The organism is Lentzea flaviverrucosa, assembly GCF_003350445.1.
In the GTDB taxonomy this organism is placed as follows: Bacteria; Actinomycetota; Actinomycetes; order Mycobacteriales; family Pseudonocardiaceae; genus Lentzea; species Lentzea californiensis.
Genome location: NZ_QQAU01000015.1, coordinates 1 through 17430 on the forward strand (window position 1 = coordinate 1; position 17430 = coordinate 17430).

The window sequence follows — 17430 nt, forward strand, 5'->3', positions numbered from 1 at the left end:
TGCGCCGATGGTACTGCACTGGTTACGGTGTGGGAGAGTAGGTCGCCGCCGAACTTAATTTGCCCTGCGGGTTGAGCGCCACAAGCGCTCCCCGCGGGGCTTTTTTTCGTTCCCAAACAACTTGGCTCCACGCCTGGAACTTCGCCAGGTAAGCGCTGGGTTCGTTTCCAGGATGTTTCTGTCCGGTCGGACTAGTGCGCGGTCGGCGTAACTAGGTTCAAGATGTGGACCATGGAGCACCGAGCCCGCACCTCAGGACTGCGCCGCAGCCGCACGGTCACCACGCCGAGGCTCGGTGAGCTGTTCAACGGCTACCTGAACCCCGAACGGCCGCACGCCGGCGCCTACGACGAGATGTTCTCGACGGACAACGGGGTGCGGAGCGCTTACCGGGCGCTGTACGAGTCGGTGGCTCCGTCGCAGGTCAACGAGCTGAACGCGCGGAGCGAGGCCCTTGGCAGGGCCTTTGTGGACCAAGGAATCACGTTCTCGCTCAGTGGTCAGGAACGGCCGTTTCCGCTCGACCTGATCCCGCGGATCATCACTGCGACCGAGTGGTCGAAGCTCGAGAAGGGCATCGTTCAGCGGGTACGCGCGATGGAGATGTTCCTCGCGGACATCTACGGCGACGCGCAGATCGTCCGGGATGGAGTGTTGCCGCGGCGTCTCATCACGAGCTGCGAGCACTTCCACCGCGAGGCGGCCGGCATCAGCCCTCCCAACGGGGTTCGCATCCACGTCTCCGGTGTGGACCTGGTGCGGGACGAGCAGGGGACGTTTCGGGTGCTCGAAGACAACCTTCGGTGCCCGTCCGGTGTCTCGTACGTCATGGAGAACCGGCGGACGATGGCGCGGGTCTTCCCTGACCTGTTCGCACGGCACCGTGTGCGCGCTGTGGGTGACTACGCGGTTCATCTGCTCAGGGCTTTGAGGAACGCTGCCGCGCCCAACGCCGCGGACCCGAACGTTGTCGTGCTCACCCCCGGCCTTGCCAACAGCGCGTACTTCGAGCACTCGTTGCTCGCGCGGCAGATGGGTGTGGAGCTGGTCGAGGGGCGGGATCTGTTCTGCCGCGACAACTTCGTGTACCTGAGGACGACCGAGGGCGAGCGGCAGGTCGATGTCATCTACCGGCGCATCGACGACGACTTCCTGGACCCTGTGCACTTCCGGCCCGACTCGGTGCTGGGTATCGCGGGGCTGTTGAACGCTGCTCGGGCCGGCAACGTCGTGGTCGCCAACGCCGTGGGCAACGGGGTGGCGGACGACAAGCTCGTCTACACGTACATGCCGGAGATCGTGCAGTACTACCTCGGCGAGAAGTGCCTGCTGCCCAACGTGGACACGTTCCGGTGCTGGTTGTCGGACGAGCGGTCGCACGTGTTCGACCGCATCGACGAGCTGGTGGTGAAACCCGTCGAGGGCTCCGGCGGGTACGGGATCGTGTTCGGGCCCGACGCGACCGTGCGCGAGCTCAACTCGTTGCGGAAGCGGATCAAGACCAACCCGCGCGGGTGGATCGCGCAGCCTGTCGTGCAGCTGAGCACCGTGCCCACCAAGATCGGGAACCGGCTGGCGCCGCGGCACGTGGACCTGCGGCCGTTCGCGGTGAACGACGGCAACTTCGTCTTCGTGCTGCCCGGCGGGTTGACGCGGGTCGCGTTGCCGGAGGGCAGTTTGATCGTGAACTCGTCGCAGGGCGGCGGGTCCAAGGACACGTGGGTCCTGGCGGCCAAGTCGTCCACGCAGGAACGGGAACTGGCGCAGCCCGGGCTCGCCGGTCCGTCCGAAATGGAGGCTGCGGCGGCCGAGCAAGGGCCGGAGCTGACCACCCCGCAGCAACAGCAACAACAGCAGCAGCAGTAGGGAGGCGCGCGAAATGCTGGCACGCAACGCTGAGTCGCTGTACTGGATCGGCCGCTACGTCGAACGGGCGGACGACACGGCGCGCATCCTGGACGTTTCGGTCCACCAGCTGCTTGAGGACGCGACCGTCGACCCGGACGCCACGTCACGGCAGTTGCTGACGGTTCTGGGCATCACACCGCCGGAGGGTGCAGCCCAGTTCGACGTGTGGTCGTTGACGGAACTGGTGGCGTACAACAAGGACAACCCCAGTTCGATCGTGTCGTCGGTCAACAGCGCGCGCGAGAACACGCGTGGTGCTCGTGAGGTCGTGTCGACCGAAATGTGGGAGTGCCTCAACGCGATGTGGAACGCCGTCGCCGAACGGCAGACCTACGCGCGCACAATGGGTCCGCACGCGTTCTTCAGCTTCGTGGAGGAGCGGGCGGCGATGTTCGCGGGGCTCGCGGACTCCACGATGTCGCGGGACGACGGGTGGCGGTTCCTCGTGCTGGGACGTTCGGTTGAGCGCGTCGACATGATCGTGCGGCTGCTTCTGGCTCGTGTGGGCGACAAGGCGTCTTCGCCTGGATGGGTCACGGTGCTGCGGTCGGCCGGTGCGCATGACACGTACCTGAGGACTTACCGCGGTGCGTTGGATGCGTCGAGAGTGGTGCAGTTCCTGTTGTTGGACAGGCTGTTCCCGCGGTCGGTGTTCCACGCGCTGAGGCAGGCGGAGTCGTGTCTGGAGCAGCTGGAGAACCAACCGTCCGTGCGCGTCGGTGCGCGCGCGGAGGCGTTGCGGTTGCTCGGCAAGGCACGGAGTGAGCTGGAGTTCTTGAGGCCGCACGACCTGCTACCTGACCTGCCGAAACGGCTTTCCGCGTTGCAGAAGACCGTGCGTGACGTTGGTGAGGCCGTGTCGCAGCAGTACTTCCACGTGGCGCCGTGGGTCGCCTGGACGAACACCGAGGTGGGCTGACCATGAGCTGGCGAGTGCGTGTCGTGCACACAACGGGCTATCAGTACGAGGCCCCGGTCATGCAGTCCTACAACGAGGCACGGCTGACACCGCGCGGTGACCGCCGTCAAAACGTGGTCGTCTCACGCGTCGAGACCACGCCGGCGACCCGTGCGTACCGGTACACCGACTACTGGGGCACGGAGGTCACGTCGTTCGACCTGCATGCGCCGCACAAGGAACTGCAGGTCGTCGCGTCGTCGGTGGTCGAGACGAGCGACGTGATCGAGCCGGTGACCACAGGGACATGGGCGGACATGCGCGAGGAGAACGTCCTCGACCGGTACACGGAGTTCCTGGAACCGACGCGCTACACGCCGCGCAACCGTGAGTTGCTGGCGAAGGCGCGGGAGCTCAAGAAGGGCAAGACGCCGTCCGAGGCCGTGCTGGCCGCCTCGCAGTGGGTGTGGGAGCAGCTGAAGTACCAGCCGGGTTCGACGGGCGTGCACAGCTCGGCCGTGGACGCGTGGCACGAGCGCAAGGGCGTGTGCCAGGACTTCGCGCATCTGACGCTGGTGTTGTTGCGCGGCATGGGGATTCCGTCGCGGTACGTCTCCGGGTACCTGCACACCAAGGAGGACGGCGCGCTGCGGGAGACGGTGCGGGGCGAGTCGCACGCGTGGATCGAGGCGTGGACCGGCGGGTGGTGGGGGTACGACCCGACCAACGCGATGTCGGTCGGGCCACGGCACATCTGGGTGGCACTCGGGCGCGACTACGCGGATGTGGCTCCGTTGAAGGGGATCTACTCGGGTGGAGCGGCCACCGCGCTGGAGGTGACGGTCGACATCACGCGCCTCGCATAGGTTGTTTTCACCCGAATGAGGCTCTTCATTGGACCGACTGCAATCCCTAGCGTCGGTCCTATGAGTGTGATCACATCCACCGCGTGCAGCAGGGCTTTGGGCGATGAGCTGCGCCGGCTTCGGGAGACCTGCACCGATCTCGGCGGTGCCCACATGGCCGTGCGGTTGGGCTGGCACCCGAGCAAGGTGACCAACATCGAGAAGGGCAAGGCGCGCGCCAGCGAGATCGACCTGGTGCAGTTCCTGACGATGTGCGGCAAGGACATCGACTTCTTCGAGGACTTCCGAAGGCGCTACAAGACCGCCTTCGACGAGTACGTGGTCCAGGTGCACGAGGACCTGCGCACGGTCGCATTCGCCGAGTCGACCGCCGAGACCATGACCAGCTACTCGCCGAGGGGTGTACCGGGGCTGGTGCAGACGCCGGAGTACGCCGATGCCCTGTATCGGCTGGGCGGCTTCGTACCGGAGGAGCGAATCCCGAACCTCGTGCGGTTCCGCATCGAGCGCCAGGCGATCCTGCGACGACATGATCGGCCGACCTGCGTGTTCTTCGTCCATGAGCTTGCGCTCCGGCAGAAGGTCGGAGACGACCGGATCATGGAAGACCAGTACGCCAAACTGCTCTTCAGCGCGCAGGACATCCGGCTCGTGCCTGCGGACGTGGTGGTGCCGTCGTCCGGCTGCGTTCTGTGGTCGTACCAGAAGGCGACATCAGTGGCTTACTGCGAGGCCGACCTCGTGAACGTGTTCGTGGAGGATCCGGGTGCCATCGCGCGGACCAGGCTCCTCTTCGATCATCTGGATCAGGTCGCGTTGGATGCGCGACAATCGCGGGCGAAGCTGGCGGAGTACGTCAGCCCACCGCGAGAGGAATTCGATGGCCGGGGACCGCGTCTGGCGTAAGAGCAGCTACAGCGGAGCAACCGAGGGCGGCGAGTGCGTCGAGGTCTCGATCGCTCGTGACGTACTAGTTCGTGACTCCAAGAACGCCGACGCGGGCACGCTGAGCTTCAGCGCACCCGCGTGGCGTGCGTTCGTTCAGCGCCAGCCGTGACGTTCGCGTAGGGCGTCCACGACCAGGCCGAAGGCGGCGGGTGCCAGCACGGCACCCTCACGCCGGATCTCGTCGTCCGAGTCGAGGGCGAAGACGCGGTCGAGGCGCAGGTACGACGGGCGGCCGTCGCGGTCCCAGGCGCCCGCGCCCAGCTCCACGAAGTCGTCGCGCGGCTCCTTCGACGAGAGCATCAGCGCCACGAGATCGCCGTTCGCGTGCCCCACGACCAGCAGCGGACGGTCCTTGCCGCGGGTGGCGTCCTCTTCGAAGGGCACCCACGCCCAGACGACCTCGCCGGGGTCGGCGTCGCCGTCCATGGTGGGGGCGTAGTCGAGCTTCGTGGCTTGCGCCGCGCCGGAAATCTCGCGCACCGCGCCCTTCGCCGGGCGGGGGTCTTCACCGTTCGTCTGCACGGACGCACCCTAGTGGTGCAGAGCCCGCCAGCCTCTATGGGACCATAAGGGGACACCCGTCCGATTTCCTGTTGAGGACTGCCTTGACCTCGTTCGCCGACACGACCTTCACGCCGCCGGAGCTCATCCGGAACTTCTGCATCATCGCGCACATCGACCACGGCAAGTCGACGCTGGCCGACCGGATGTTGCAGCTCACCGGCGTGGTCGACGCGCGGGCGATGCGTGCGCAGTACCTGGACCGCATGGACATCGAGCGTGAGCGCGGCATCACCATCAAGGCGCAGAACGTGCGCCTGCCGTGGCAGCTCGACGGGCAGGACCACGTCCTGCACATGATCGACACGCCTGGCCACGTCGACTTCACCTACGAGGTGTCCCGCGCACTGGAGGCCTGTGAGGGCGCCGTGCTGCTGGTCGACGCCGCGCAGGGCATCGAGGCGCAGACGCTGGCGAACCTGTACCTGGCGATGGAGAACGACCTCACCATCATCCCGGTGCTGAACAAGATCGACCTGCCCGCCGCGGACCCGGACAAGTACGCGAAGGAGATCGCGCACATCACCGGCTGCGAGCCGGACGAGGTGCTGCGCGTCTCCGCGAAGACCGGTCTCGGCGTCGGCGCGCTGCTCGACGAGGTCGTCAAGAAGGTGCCGGCCCCCGTGGGCAGCGCCGACGCCCCGGCCCGCGCGATGATCTTCGACTCGGTCTACGACACCTATCGCGGCGTCGTCACCTACATCCGCGTCGTCGACGGCAAGATCACGCCGCGCGAGCGCATCAAGATGATGTCGACCGGTGCGACCCACGAGATCCTCGAGGTCGGCATCGTCTCGCCGGAGCCCAAGCCGTCCCAGGGCCTCGGCGTCGGCGAGGTGGGCTACCTGATCACCGGCGTGAAGGACGTGCGCCAGTCCAAGGTCGGCGACACCGTCACGTCGGAGCGCAAGGGCGCCACGGAGCCGCTCGCTGGCTACCGCGAGCCCCGCCCGATGGTCTACTCGGGCCTGTACCCGGTCGACGGCTCGGACTACCCGGAGCTGCGCGAGGCGCTCGACAAGCTCCAGCTCAACGACGCCGCTCTGACCTACGAGCCGGAGACGTCGGCCGCGCTGGGCTTCGGGTTCCGCTGCGGCTTCCTCGGCCTGCTGCACCTGGAGATCACCCGCGACCGCCTGGAGCGGGAGTACGGTCTCGACCTCATCTCCACCGCGCCGAACGTCGTGTACCGCGTGGTGATGGAGGACGGCGCCGAGATCGTCGTGACGAACCCGTCCGACTGGCCCGAGGGCAAGCGCGCCGAGGTCTACGAGCCCATCACCAAGTGCACCATCATCGCGCCGTCCGACTACATCGGCCCGATCATGGAGCTCTGCCAGTCCAAGCGCGGCCAGCTCGGCGGCATGGACTACCTGTCGGAGGACCGGGTCGAGCTGCGCTACACGATGCCGCTCGGCGAGATCATCTTCGACTTCTTCGACTCGCTGAAGTCGCGCACCCGCGGCTACGCGTCGCTGGACTACGAAGAGTCCGGCGAGCAGGACGCGGAGCTCGTCAAGGTCGACATCCTGCTGCAGGGTGAGACGGTCGACGCGTTCAGCGCGATCGTGCACAAGGACTACGCCTACGCGTACGGCACGCGCATGGCGACCCGTCTGCGTGAGCTCATCCCCAGGCAGCAGTTCGAGGTGCCGATCCAGGCCGCGATCGGTGCCCGCGTGATCGCCCGCGAGACGATCCGCGCCATCCGCAAGGACGTGCTGGCCAAGTGCTACGGCGGTGACATCACCCGTAAGCGCAAGCTGCTCGAGAAGCAGAAGGAAGGCAAGAAGCGCATGAAGATGGTGGGGCGTGTCGAGGTGCCTCAGGAGGCCTTCGTCGCCGCGCTGTCCACGGATGAGCCGAAGGGCAAGAAGTAGGCGCAGTGGCACGTCTTCATGTCGGTTGCGCGATGTGGAACCACAAGGCGTGGCTCGGGCGGTTCCTGCCGCAGTCGCAACCCGCCGGGGAGCGACTGCGGGCCTACGCGGGCTGGTGCAACGCCGTCGAGGGCAACACCACGTTCTACGCGACGCCCGCCAGGAAGACCGTCACGACCTGGGCGGAGCAGACCGACCCCGGCTTCCGGTTCGTGGTCAAGCTGCCCAAGGTCGTCACGCACGAGCGACGCCTGGCCGGCGTCGAGGTCGAGATGCGGGCGTTCCTGGACGCGATCGAACCTCTCGGCGAGCGCGCGGTCCTGTGGACCCAGCTGCCCGGCTCGTTCGGCCCGGCGGAGGTCGACGCCCTGGCCCGCTTCCTGCGCAGGCTGCCCGCCGGCCTCCGGCGTGCCGTGGAGGTGCGTCACCCGCTGTTCTTCACCGACGGCGGAGCGGCGTCGCTGCTGGAGGGGGCGCTCGCCGGCGCGGACGCCGAGTGGGTGCCGTTCGACACCACCGTCTTCTTCCAGAGCCCGCCGACCAGCGAGGCCGAGCGGGAGGCCTGGGACAGGAAACCGCGGTTGCCGCGGCGAACGCAGGGGCTGACCGACCAGCCGATCGTCCGCTACCTGGGCCGGGACTCCGTCGAGGAGACGGTCGAGGGGTGGCGGTCGTGGACCGAGGTGGTCGCCGGCTGGCTGCGGGAGGGCAGGTCGCCGACGATGTTCCTGCACACCCCCGACAACCACGACGCGCCGGCGCTCGCCCGCCGGTTCCACGACGAGGTGCGAGCGCTGGTGCCCGGCCTCGAGGCACTGCCCGAGCCAGTCGAGCCCGCGACCCTGTTCTGAGCGACCTGGCGTTGCTGAAACAGCAACGTTGATTGCCAGTTCGGCACGGTCTGCGGCACCTTGGGAGCATGACGACAGCGCAGGAGTTCTGGGAGACCTTCTACTCGGAGCGGGACCAGGTCTGGTCCGGGAAGCCGAACCCGCTGCTGGTGCGCGAGGCCGAACGGCTCACGCCCGGCAGCGCGCTCGACATCGGGTGCGCGGAGGGTGGCGACGCCGTCTGGCTGGCGAAGCGCGGCTGGCGGGTGCTGGGCGTCGACGTGTCGCAGGTCGCGCTGGACCGGGCGCTGAAGCACGCGTACGACGCCGGTGTCGAGATCTCGGTGGAGCAGCACGACCTCAAGGCCACGTTCCCCGAGGGCCTGTACGACCTGGTTAGCGCCCAGTTCCTGCACTCGCCGGTCGAGGAGGACGGGGAGCGCAACAGCATCCTGAAGCGGGCCTCGAACGCGGTGGCGCCGGGTGGGTACCTGATCGTCGGCGGGCACGCGGGGGCGCCGTCGTGGTCCGAGCACCAGGACTACTACTTCCCGACGACCAAGGACGTGCTCGACCACCTCGCGCTCAAGGACAACTGGATCATCGTCACCGACGAGGTGGTGGAACGGCCGCTCACCGGGCCGGACGGTCAGCAGGAGATGCGCAAGGACAACGTCCTGACCCTCAAGCGGCTGTTCTAGCTTGGATCGGGGTGGGTCTCACCGCGCTTCAAGCGACCTGGCTGGTTGCGAGCGTCACGGCCTCGCCGTCGATGTCGGCCACAATCTTGAGCGAGCCGCCGAGCGCGGTGATGTACCTCCGCACCGTGTCCACCTCAAGCTGATCCACTTCGCCCTGTTCGAGTTGGCTGATCCGCGCTTGGCTGACGTCCATGTGCTTGGCTACGTCGACCTGGGTCAGTCCGACCTTCTTGCGCAACTCGGCGAGCCGGAATCCCAGCACGTAGGCCTGCGTCCGGCCACGGGCAGTGGCTCGGGCGGCTTCGACGTCACGTCCGCCGGCACGGTCGATGGCTTCCTTGTCCGCCTTCACGTCTTTCCATGAGCGGCCCATGCGTCACCTCTTCTCCGCGTTCGCGAGATGCTCGTCGTATCGCTGTTCGGCCAGTGGGATGTTCGTGTTGTACCAGCTCTTCCAGCTGCCTGCTTTGTCTCCCGCGACCAGGAGGACGGCGCATCGTGCCGGATCGAAGACCAGCAAGATCCGCACCTCGCTGGTTCCCGCTGAGCCTGGCCTGAGCTCCTTCATGTTGTGGAACCGCGATTCCTTGACGCGATCCACGAGCGGTCGTCCCAATTGCGGGCCTCGCTCCGCCAGAAGATCGATGGCGCTTTCGACCAGGTCTGCGGACATCGGGTCCGTTCGAGCCAGATCAAGTAGCCAGCCATCAACCTCTGGATGTAGTTCGATCTCCCGCACACAGCGAATATAACGTTAGACTTGTTTTTCTCCGCTGCCAACCCCTAGAAACGCGAAGGCCACCCTCGGCAGCGTTGCCGGGGTGGCCCAAGGGTTGCTCGTCAGGCGGAACGGAGCAAGCGGTCCATCGCCTGGCGGTTGATGATCGAACGGAGCTCACCGGTCTCCTCCGCGCTGTGGCGCGACAGGATGGCGTCCAGTTCGAGCCGGTCACTCTCGGTGGTGTAGCTGGCCAACTGCCGCTCCAGGCTCTGGCGCTTCGTGCGAGCGGCACGGCGGGAAGCCAGGCTCGAGCGCAGGGACTTCACGGACAGGTCGTGGCGGGTCATCTTGTCCTTCCAATCTTGGTTACGTTTCGATAATACACCCTGTTCAGTAGACCTGTACCGATGAAGAAGCGAGTTAGCTCACGTACTCGTCGAGCAACCCGAGCGCTCGCGCGTACTTGGCCTTCAGGCGCTCTTGCGTCGCCTCGTCCAGCTGGGCGATGCGGGCGGGCGCGAGGTTGTCGCTGATGTCCGCTCGCTTCACGGAGAGTGCCAACGGGTTCGCGGCCACGCGCCGCAGGTAGTCCTCCTGCGGCTCCTCCGGCAGGTGCGACAACGCCACGACGGCGTCGACCACGGCGGCGGGACAGCCGTGCGCGCGCAGGTCGTCCGCGGTCACCGGGGTGTCCTCGATGACGTCGTGCAGGACGGCGGCCATCTGCTCGTGCTCTCCCGTCAGGGAGGCCATGACCCGCAACGGGTGTCCGATGTACGGCCGGCCCGACTTGTCGACCTGTCCGTCGTGGGCCGTAGTGGCGATCGCGATGGCGTCTTCGAGGGTGAACACGACATCAAGCTAAACCAGGTCTTGACCTGGGGCAGTGGTCTAGTCCATTTTTAGTCCACTCACAACATGGCCGCCGCATGATGTGTGGAGGTGGACCATGTCCAAGACCAGACGAGCAGCCGTGGCGCTGCTCGCCGCGCTGTTCGCGTGCGCCGGTCTGGTGCTGGTGATCAACGGCAGTGCTGCCGCCGCGAACCTCGCGGCCAACAGCGGCTTCGAGGCCGGCAACCTCAGCGGTTGGACCTGCACCGAGGGCACGAGCGTCACCAACAGCACGAAGCGCACCGGGACGTACGCACTGCAGGGCGCTCCCGCCGGGCAGAGCAACGCACGGTGCCAGCAGACCGTGACGGTGCAGCCGAACACGGCCTACAAGCTGTCCGCCTGGGTGCAGGGCAGCTACGTCTACCTCGGCGTCACCGGTGGCGTGGAGAAGAACACCTGGACGCCCGGCTCCAGCGGCTTCTCGCAGCTGACCGTCGACTTCACGACCGGCAGCGCCACCAGCGTCACGATCTACCTGCACGGCTGGTACGGCCAGCCCGCGTACTTCGCCGACGACGTCAACCTCGACGGCCCCGGCACCCCGCCGACGACCACGAGCACCACGACGTCGGCCACCACCACTACGACGACGACCACGACGACCACCACCACGACCAGCAACCCGCCGAACACCGGTCTGCCCAAGCACGTCCTGACGGGCTACTGGCAGAACTTCTACAACGGTGCGCGCGCTCTGAAGCTGGCGGACGTCCCCACCACCTACGACATCATCGCGGTCTCGTTCGCCGACGCCACGGCGGTGCAGGGCCAGGTCGCGTTCAACCTCGACCCCGGCCTGAGCAGCCAGCTCGGCGGCTACACCGACGCGCAGTTCCGCGCGGACATCAAGACCGTGCAGAACCGCGGTCAGAAGGTGATCATCTCCGTCGGCGGTGAGAAGGGCACGATCAGCGTCGGCAACTCGACGGCGGCCACGAACTTCTCCAACAGCGTCAAGAGCCTGATCTCCAGCTACGGCTTCAACGGCGTCGACATCGACCTGGAGAACGGCGTCAACGCCCAGTACATGGGCCAGGCGCTGCGTGCCATCCACGCCGGTGGCGGCACCGTCATCACCATGGCGCCGCAGACGATCGACATGCAGAACGTCAACGCCGAGTACTTCAAGCTGGCGCTGGCCACCAAGGACATCCTGACGATCGTCAACATGCAGTACTACAACTCCGGCTCGATGCTCGGCTGCGACCAGCAGGTCCACAGCCAGGGCACGGTCAACTTCCTGACCGCGCTCGCCTGCATCCAGCTGCAGTCCGGTCTGCGCGCCGACCAGGTGGGCCTCGGCCTGCCGGCGTCGCCGTCCGGTGCCGGCGGCGGTTACCAGTCGCCGTCCAACGTCAACAACGCGCTCAGCTGCCTCGCCCGCGGCACCAACTGCGGGACGTTCAAGCCGAGCACGACCTGGCCGTCCATCCGCGGCGCCATGACGTGGTCGATCAACTGGGACGCTTCCAACAACTGGCAGTTCGCCAACACGGTCGCTCCTCATCTGGACTCCCTGCCCTAGATGATGGAACCGGTCGGCGCCACGTCCACAGTGGACGTGGCGCCGGACGTCCACCCGGAGCAGTCCTCACGTCACCAAGGACACAGCGCTTCACCAGGCATTCGCCGCCAGATCCAACTAGGTTGTCCTTCATGTTCCACACGCTGGCCGTGCCTGTGATCGCCGCGCCGATGGCAGGTGGCCCCTCCACCCCCGAACTGGTCGCCGCGGTGAGCGAAGCAGGCGGGTTCGGGTTCCTCGCGGCGGGTTACGTCACCGTCGAGCAGCTCGCGGAGAAGATCACGCGCACGAGCGAGCTCACGAGCAAACCGTTCGGGGTCAACCTTTTCGTGCCCGGCACACGGCCGACAGCGGACATTTCCTCTTACGTGCAACGCGTCACGTCCTACGCGGAGAAGGTCGGCGCGGCCCCCGGCGATCCGCGCTGGGACGACGACAACTACGCGGCGAAGCTCGAACTCGTCCTGGCACTGCGGGTGCCCGCGGTGTCGTTCACGTTCGGCCTGCCCGACGTCGACGACGTTCGACGGCTCAAGGCAGCGGGTTCCACGGTCGTCGTGACGGTCACCACCCCCAGCGAGGCACGGCAGGCACAGCAGATCGGCGCCGACGTGGTGTGCGTGCAGGGGTCGGACGCGGGCGGCCACCGCGGCACGTTCGTCGACGACGGCGTCTCGCCCGGCGGCGGCGACCTGTACGGCACCCTCGCGGCGATCAGGCTGGTGCGTGCCGCCGTCGGCCTGCCGGTGATCGCGACCGGTGGTCTCGTCACCGGCGCCGACGTCGCCGCCGTGCTGGCGGCGGGTGCGGTCGCGGCCCAGCTCGGCACCGCGTTCCTCGGTTGCCCGGAGGCGGGAACCAATGCGGCACAACGGGAAGCGCTCGCCGCAGGGGTCCGGCGCACCGCGCTCACGAGGGCGTTCAGCGGACGGCCCGCGCGGGGACTGGTGAACCGGTTCCTGGTCGAGCAGAGCCCGTACGCGCCCGCCGCGTACCCGAACGTGCACCACCTGACGAGGCCCGTGCGCGCGACCGGTGAGGTGGAGGTCATGTCGCTGTGGGCGGGCACCACGTACCCGCTCGCGACGGCCGAACCCGCGGGAGAGCTGGTGCGGCGGATCGGCGCCGAGCTGTCGGAAACGATCAATTCCTTGGCAGAGCGCTTCCCGCGCGGCTAAGAAGGAGGGCGTGACCTCGCTCTCCGATGAGATGTTCCAGGCGATGATGGACTGGAACCCGCTGTTCGCCTCGCTCGTCGGTGTCCCGGGCTGGGACGACCGGCTCGACGACCTCAGCGTCGAGGGTCACCAGGCGCTGCGGACACGGCTGACCGGCATCCTCGGCCGCCTCGACGGCAGCGACGAGGACCAGGTCTCGCGGGACGTGATCCGCCACCAGGCCGAGTCGATCATCACGTGCATCGACGCGCGGCTGGTCGAGCACTCGGTGTCCAGGGGTACGAACGCGCCGGTCGCGAGCATGCTCAGGGCCACCTCCCAGGTGGACTTCTCCCGGCGGCGGCACCTCGTCCCGAATCTCCTGGAGCAGGCCGCGCGGCGGTTGGTCGACACCGACCGCAGACCGTTGCGCCGGCACGTCGAGAACGGCGCGGCGTACGTCGAACGGTTCCTCGCCTCGCCGCGCCAGGAGTGGGAGGGCGACGCCGACCTGCGTCCGGCGTTCGCCCGGTACCGCGAGGTCCTGCTGGGCCTGCCCGGCCGTGCCGACGAGCAGGCAGGCCTGTGCTGGCTGCCCGGCGGCGAGGAGAACTACCGCAGGCTCGTCCGCGACTACACGACCGCCTCCTACAGCCCCGCCGAACTGCACCGGCTGGGGCTCGACCTGATCGCCGGGCTGCACGAGGAGTACGCGGAGATCGGTTCGCGCGTGTGGGGCGTCAGCGACGTCCGGGAGATCTTCCGGCGGCTGCGCACGGACCTGTTGTGGGACAACGAGGACGAGATGCTCGTCAGCGCGGTCGAGGCCGTCGCGCGGGCCGAGGCCGAGGCGCCGAACTGGTTCGGGCGGCTGCCGCTGGCGCGCTGCGAGATCAGGTTCGTGCCGGAGGTCGACCGCCACAACGCCGCGTTCGCGTACTACGAGGATGCGGCCCTCGACGGGTCCCGCCCCGGCACGTACTTCGTGAACCCGTTGAACGCCACCGCACGCAGCCGCACGGTGTCCGAGGTGACGGCGTTCCACGAAGCCATTCCCGGCCACCACTTCCAGCTCTCGATCGCCGCCGAGACCGAGCTGTCGAACGTGCGCAAGTTCGCGTTCATCGACTCCTACCTCGAAGGCTGGGGCCTCTACACCGAACGCCTGGCCGACGAGATGGGGCTGTACTCGTCGGACGAGGCACGCCTGGGCATGCTGGGCCTCGACGCCATGCGCGCCGGCCGGCTGGTCGTCGACACGGGCCTGCACGCGCTCGGATGGCCCCGGCAGCAGGCCATCGACTACCTGAGCGAGAACACCGCGATGGACGACGCGGAGATCTCGTCCGAGGTCGACCGGTACATCGAGGCGCCCGGCCAGGCGCTCGCGTACATGGTGGGACGCCTGGAGATCCAGCGCGTGCGCGAGGAGGCCAGGGCATCGATGGGCGACCGGTTCGACATCAAGGAGTTCCACGACCTCGTGCTGCAGAACGGCATCGTGCCGTTGCCCACGCTTGGCAAACTCGTTTCCGACTGGTCCAGGAGGACCTGATGTCGCTCGCTGATGACATGTTCCAGGCGATGATGGACTACTCGCCGCTGCAGGCCACGATGCTGGGGGTGCCGGGCTGGGAGGACGGGCTCGGTGACCTGAGCGTCGACGGCCAGCGGGCAGACCGGGACCGGATCGCCGCCCTCGTGGACAGGGCCGAGACGGACGACACCGAGGATGCCGTCACGCTCGCGGTGATCAAGCAGCAGGGCAGGGCGATCGTCGACCGCATCGACGCCAGGCTGGTCGAGCACAGCGTCGCGACCATGAGCTCGCCGGTGAACAGCCTGCTCATGATCTCCTCGAAGCTGGACGTGTCCCAGCGCCTCGACAAGTACCCGCGGTTCATCGAGCAGGCCGCCGAGAGGGTCCGCGACTCCGACCGGCGACCGCTGAGCCGGCACCTGCAGACCGGTGTGCAGCGCATGGACGCCTTCCTGGCCCTGCCGGCGCAGGACTGGGAAGGCGGGCACTCGGCGGAGATCCGCACCGCCGTCGCCGGGTTCCGCGACGTGCTCGCGTCGATCGAGGACGGCCGCGGCGACGACAAGGCGGGACTCTGCTGGTTGCCGGAGGGCGAAGCGAACTACGCGAAGCTGGTCCGCAACTACACCACGACCTCCCGCACACCCGACGAGCTGCACCGGCTCGGGCTCGACATCATCGCGTCGCTGCGCGAGGAGTACGCGGAGATCGGTTCGCGGGTGTGGGGTGTCAGCGACGTTCCGGAGATCTTCCGGCGGTTGCGCACGGAGATGCTGTGGGACAGCGAAGAGCAGATGATCGAGAACGCCGTCGCGGCGATCGCCCGCGCGGAGGCCGAGGCGCCGAAGTGGTTCGGCCGCATGCCGGGCATCGGCTGCCAGGTGCGCGCGGTGCCGGAAGGGGAGCAGAGCACGTCGGCCATCGCGTTCTACCAGCCCGCGCCCGCCGACCGCAGCCGTCCCGGCACGTACTGGCTCAACCCGCTGGGCGCCACCGAACGCAGCCGCACGCTGTCCGAGGTGACGGCGTTCCACGAGGCCGTGCCGGGCCACCACTACCAGTTCTCGATCGCCGCCGAGACGGAACTGCCCAACATGCGCAAGTACGCGTTCATCGAGGCGTACCTGGAGGGCTGGGGTCTCTACACCGAGCGCCTCGCCGACGAGATGGGCCTGTACTCGTCGGACGAGCAGCGCCTCGGGATGCTGGGACTCGACGCGATGCGCGCCGGGCGGCTCGTGGTGGACACCGGCATCCACGCGTTCGGCTGGTCGCGGCAGCAGGCCGTCGACTACCTGCGCGAGAACACCGTCATGACCGAGCCCGAGATCGACTCCGAGATCGACCGGTACATCGAGACGCCGGGCCAGGCGCTCGCGTACATGGTGGGGCGCCTGGAGATCCAGCGCGTCCGGGCCGAGGCCGAGACGAAGCTGGGCGACCGGTTCGACATCAGGGCGTTCCACGACCTGGTGGTGGGGAGCGGCGCGGTGCCGCTCTCCACCCTCGACCAGATCGTCACTTCCTGGACTGACGCTCCATGACGGAGTGCCGCTTCGAGTAGGTGAAGTAGATGATCAGGCCGATCACGAACCAGGCCGCGAACCGCAGCCAGGTCTCCGGGTTCAGGAACGTGATCAGCCAGATCGAGAAGATCACGCCGATGATCGGCACCACGGGCATGCCCGGCGTCCTGAACGTGCGCGGGAGGTCGGGCTGCTTGTAGCGCAACACGATCACGGCGATGCACACGACGACGAACGCCAGCAGGATGCCGATGTTGGTGAGCTCGGCGGCCTCCGCGATCGGCAGGAAACCGGCGATGACCGCGGAGGCGATGCCCAGCACCCAGGTGATGCGCGACGGCACGCGCTTCACCGGGTGCGACTTCGCGAACCACTGGGGCAGCAGGCCGTCGCGGCTCATCGAGTAACCGACGCGGGCGGCGCCCATCAGGAACGTGAAGAGCACCGTCGTGATGCCGAGGATGGCGCCGACGCTGATGACGATGCCCAGGGCGGGCAGGCCGACGTCGGCGAACGCCGTGGCGAACGCCGACTCGGCGTCGACGTCCTTGTAGTTCACCATTCCCGTCAGCACCAGGCAGGCCAGCACGTACAGGACCATCGACGCCGCGAGCGAGTAGATGATCGCCTTCGGCATGTGCCGCTGCGAGTCCTTGGACTCCTCGGCCGCCGTCGACATGGCGTCGTAGCCGAACACCGCGAAGAACACCGTCGCCGCACCCGTGAGCGCACCCGAGAGGCCGAACGGGAAGAACGGGTTGTAGTTGTCGGTGTTGATGTGGAACGCGCCGACGACGATGACCAGCGCCACCACCGCGACCTTCAGGTACACCAACGTGGTTTCGAACCGTGCGGCGTTCTTCATGCCCGTGTTCAGCACGTAGGCGATGAGCAGGCACAGCAGGACCGCGAACAGGTTCACCTTGTACGTGCCCGCGGCGACGTCACCTGTCTCGGTGCCCGGCGCACCCAGCATCCATTGCGGCAGCTGGAGGTTGAGCAGGCTGAGGAGCTCGGTGAAGTAGCCGGAGATGCCGATCGCGACCACCGCCACGATCGCGGTGTACTCGAGCAGCAGGTCCCAGCCGATGAACCAGCCGACGATCTCGCCCAGCACCGCGTAGCCGTAGGTGTAGGCGCTGCCGGCCTTCGGGATCAGGCCCGCGAACTCCGCGTACGAGAACGCCGCCGCCGCGCTCGCGATGCCGGCGATGAGGAACGAGATCAGCACGGCCGGGCCCGCCGTCTTGTTCGCGACGGCGCCCGCGAGCGAGAAGATGCCCGCGCCGATGATGCCGCCGATGCCGATCGCCGTGAGCTGCCACAGGCCCAGCGTTCTGGTGAGCCCGTCGCCCTTGTCCTCGGCGATCTGTTCGATGGGCTTGCGCCTGAGGACGCCCTGTGTGGTCATGCCTAGCTCCTTGGTCGGTGGGACCGGGCGAACCTATTCGCGACAACTGTCACGCGGTTTG

General features: G+C 67.6%; 18 protein-coding genes. 12 read left to right on the top strand and 6 right to left on the bottom strand.

Annotation, left to right across the window (positions count from 1 at the left end; all coding sequences use genetic code 11):
• The first annotated feature begins 231 nt into the window (after window positions 1-231).
• The 5 genes from DFR72_RS35215 to DFR72_RS35235 all read left to right on the top strand — a co-directional run bounded on the left by DFR72_RS35215 (window position 232) and on the right by DFR72_RS35235 (window position 4729).
• Complete coding sequence (locus DFR72_RS35215; protein ID WP_245983767.1) at window positions 232-1866, top strand: circularly permuted type 2 ATP-grasp protein; 1635 nt, start codon at window positions 232-234, stop codon at window positions 1864-1866.
• A 13-nt stretch (window positions 1867-1879) separates the two neighbouring features.
• The gene (locus DFR72_RS35220) at window positions 1880-2827 is read left to right on the top strand and encodes an alpha-E domain-containing protein (RefSeq protein WP_090070554.1); all 948 of its coding nucleotides are present in this window, start codon (window positions 1880-1882) and stop codon (window positions 2825-2827) included.
• Between the two features lie 2 nt (window positions 2828-2829).
• Window positions 2830-3672 carry a transglutaminase family protein gene (locus DFR72_RS35225; RefSeq protein WP_090070556.1) on the top strand — a complete coding sequence of 281 codons (843 nt, stop codon included), beginning with the start codon at window positions 2830-2832 and terminating at the stop codon, window positions 3670-3672.
• Between the two features lie 96 nt (window positions 3673-3768).
• Complete coding sequence (locus DFR72_RS35230; protein WP_170176555.1) at window positions 3769-4578, top strand: helix-turn-helix domain-containing protein; 810 nt, start codon at window positions 3769-3771, stop codon at window positions 4576-4578.
• The gene (locus DFR72_RS35235; protein WP_090070560.1) at window positions 4553-4729 is read left to right on the top strand and encodes a DUF397 domain-containing protein; all 177 of its coding nucleotides are present in this window, start codon (window positions 4553-4555) and stop codon (window positions 4727-4729) included. Before DFR72_RS35230 ends, DFR72_RS35235 begins: the two co-directional genes overlap by 26 nt.
• Here the strand turns inward: DFR72_RS35235 and DFR72_RS35240 are convergent.
• Window positions 4714-5142: a type II toxin-antitoxin system PemK/MazF family toxin gene (locus DFR72_RS35240; RefSeq protein ID WP_090070562.1), complete on the bottom strand. Its 429-nt coding sequence runs from the start codon at window positions 5140-5142 to the stop codon at window positions 4714-4716. The two genes, DFR72_RS35235 and DFR72_RS35240, sit on opposite strands and share 16 nt — an antisense overlap.
• Window positions 5143-5225: 83 nt before the next feature.
• Between DFR72_RS35240 and lepA the strand changes: the two genes are divergently transcribed.
• The 3 genes from lepA to DFR72_RS35255 all read left to right on the top strand — a co-directional run bounded on the left by lepA (window position 5226) and on the right by DFR72_RS35255 (window position 8592).
• Complete coding sequence (lepA, locus tag DFR72_RS35245) at window positions 5226-7061, top strand: translation elongation factor 4 (RefSeq protein ID WP_090070564.1); 1836 nt, start codon at window positions 5226-5228, stop codon at window positions 7059-7061.
• 32 nt (window positions 7062-7093) lie between these two features.
• Entirely contained in the window at window positions 7094-7912 is an 819-nt protein-coding gene (locus DFR72_RS35250; RefSeq protein ID WP_090070566.1) for a DUF72 domain-containing protein, read from the top strand.
• Window positions 7913-7980: 68 nt separating this feature from the next.
• Window positions 7981-8592 carry a class I SAM-dependent methyltransferase gene (locus DFR72_RS35255; RefSeq protein ID WP_090070568.1) on the top strand — a complete coding sequence of 204 codons (612 nt, stop codon included), beginning with the start codon at window positions 7981-7983 and terminating at the stop codon, window positions 8590-8592.
• Window positions 8593-8620: 28 nt separating this feature from the next.
• On the opposite strand, the gene DFR72_RS35260 is transcribed toward DFR72_RS35255, so the two are convergent.
• The 4 genes from DFR72_RS35260 to DFR72_RS35275 all read right to left on the bottom strand — a co-directional run bounded on the left by DFR72_RS35260 (window position 8621) and on the right by DFR72_RS35275 (window position 10165).
• Complete coding sequence (locus DFR72_RS35260) at window positions 8621-8965, bottom strand: helix-turn-helix domain-containing protein (RefSeq protein WP_090070570.1); 345 nt, start codon at window positions 8963-8965, stop codon at window positions 8621-8623.
• A 3-nt stretch (window positions 8966-8968) separates the two neighbouring features.
• A complete protein-coding gene (locus DFR72_RS35265; protein WP_425459931.1) occupies window positions 8969-9331 on the bottom strand; it encodes a type II toxin-antitoxin system RelE/ParE family toxin in 363 nt (120 codons plus the stop codon).
• 101 nt (window positions 9332-9432) lie between these two features.
• Window positions 9433-9660: a hypothetical protein gene (locus DFR72_RS35270; RefSeq protein WP_030474388.1), complete on the bottom strand. Its 228-nt coding sequence runs from the start codon at window positions 9658-9660 to the stop codon at window positions 9433-9435.
• Window positions 9661-9733: 73 nt separating this feature from the next.
• A complete protein-coding gene (locus tag DFR72_RS35275; protein ID WP_090070575.1) occupies window positions 9734-10165 on the bottom strand; it encodes an HD domain-containing protein in 432 nt (143 codons plus the stop codon).
• 97 nt (window positions 10166-10262) lie between these two features.
• Between DFR72_RS35275 and DFR72_RS35280 the strand changes: the two genes are divergently transcribed.
• From DFR72_RS35280 to DFR72_RS35295, 4 genes are all read left to right on the top strand, one after another.
• Entirely contained in the window at window positions 10263-11735 is a 1473-nt protein-coding gene (locus DFR72_RS35280; protein ID WP_090070576.1) for a chitinase, read from the top strand.
• 131 nt (window positions 11736-11866) lie between these two features.
• Window positions 11867-12913 (top strand): nitronate monooxygenase, encoded by a 1047-nt coding sequence (locus DFR72_RS35285; RefSeq protein WP_090070578.1) that lies wholly within the window; start codon window positions 11867-11869, stop codon window positions 12911-12913.
• 10 nt (window positions 12914-12923) lie between these two features.
• Window positions 12924-14447, top strand: a complete 1524-nt coding sequence (locus DFR72_RS35290) for a DUF885 domain-containing protein (protein ID WP_425459932.1) — start codon at window positions 12924-12926, stop codon at window positions 14445-14447.
• Window positions 14447-15976: a DUF885 domain-containing protein gene (locus DFR72_RS35295; RefSeq protein WP_090070580.1), complete on the top strand. Its 1530-nt coding sequence runs from the start codon at window positions 14447-14449 to the stop codon at window positions 15974-15976. Before DFR72_RS35290 ends, DFR72_RS35295 begins: the two co-directional genes overlap by 1 nt.
• On the opposite strand, the gene DFR72_RS35300 is transcribed toward DFR72_RS35295, so the two are convergent.
• Entirely contained in the window at window positions 15951-17369 is a 1419-nt protein-coding gene (locus tag DFR72_RS35300; RefSeq protein ID WP_090070582.1) for an amino acid permease, read from the bottom strand. The genes DFR72_RS35295 and DFR72_RS35300 overlap by 26 nt on opposite strands.
• Window positions 17370-17430: the final 61 nt, after the last annotated feature.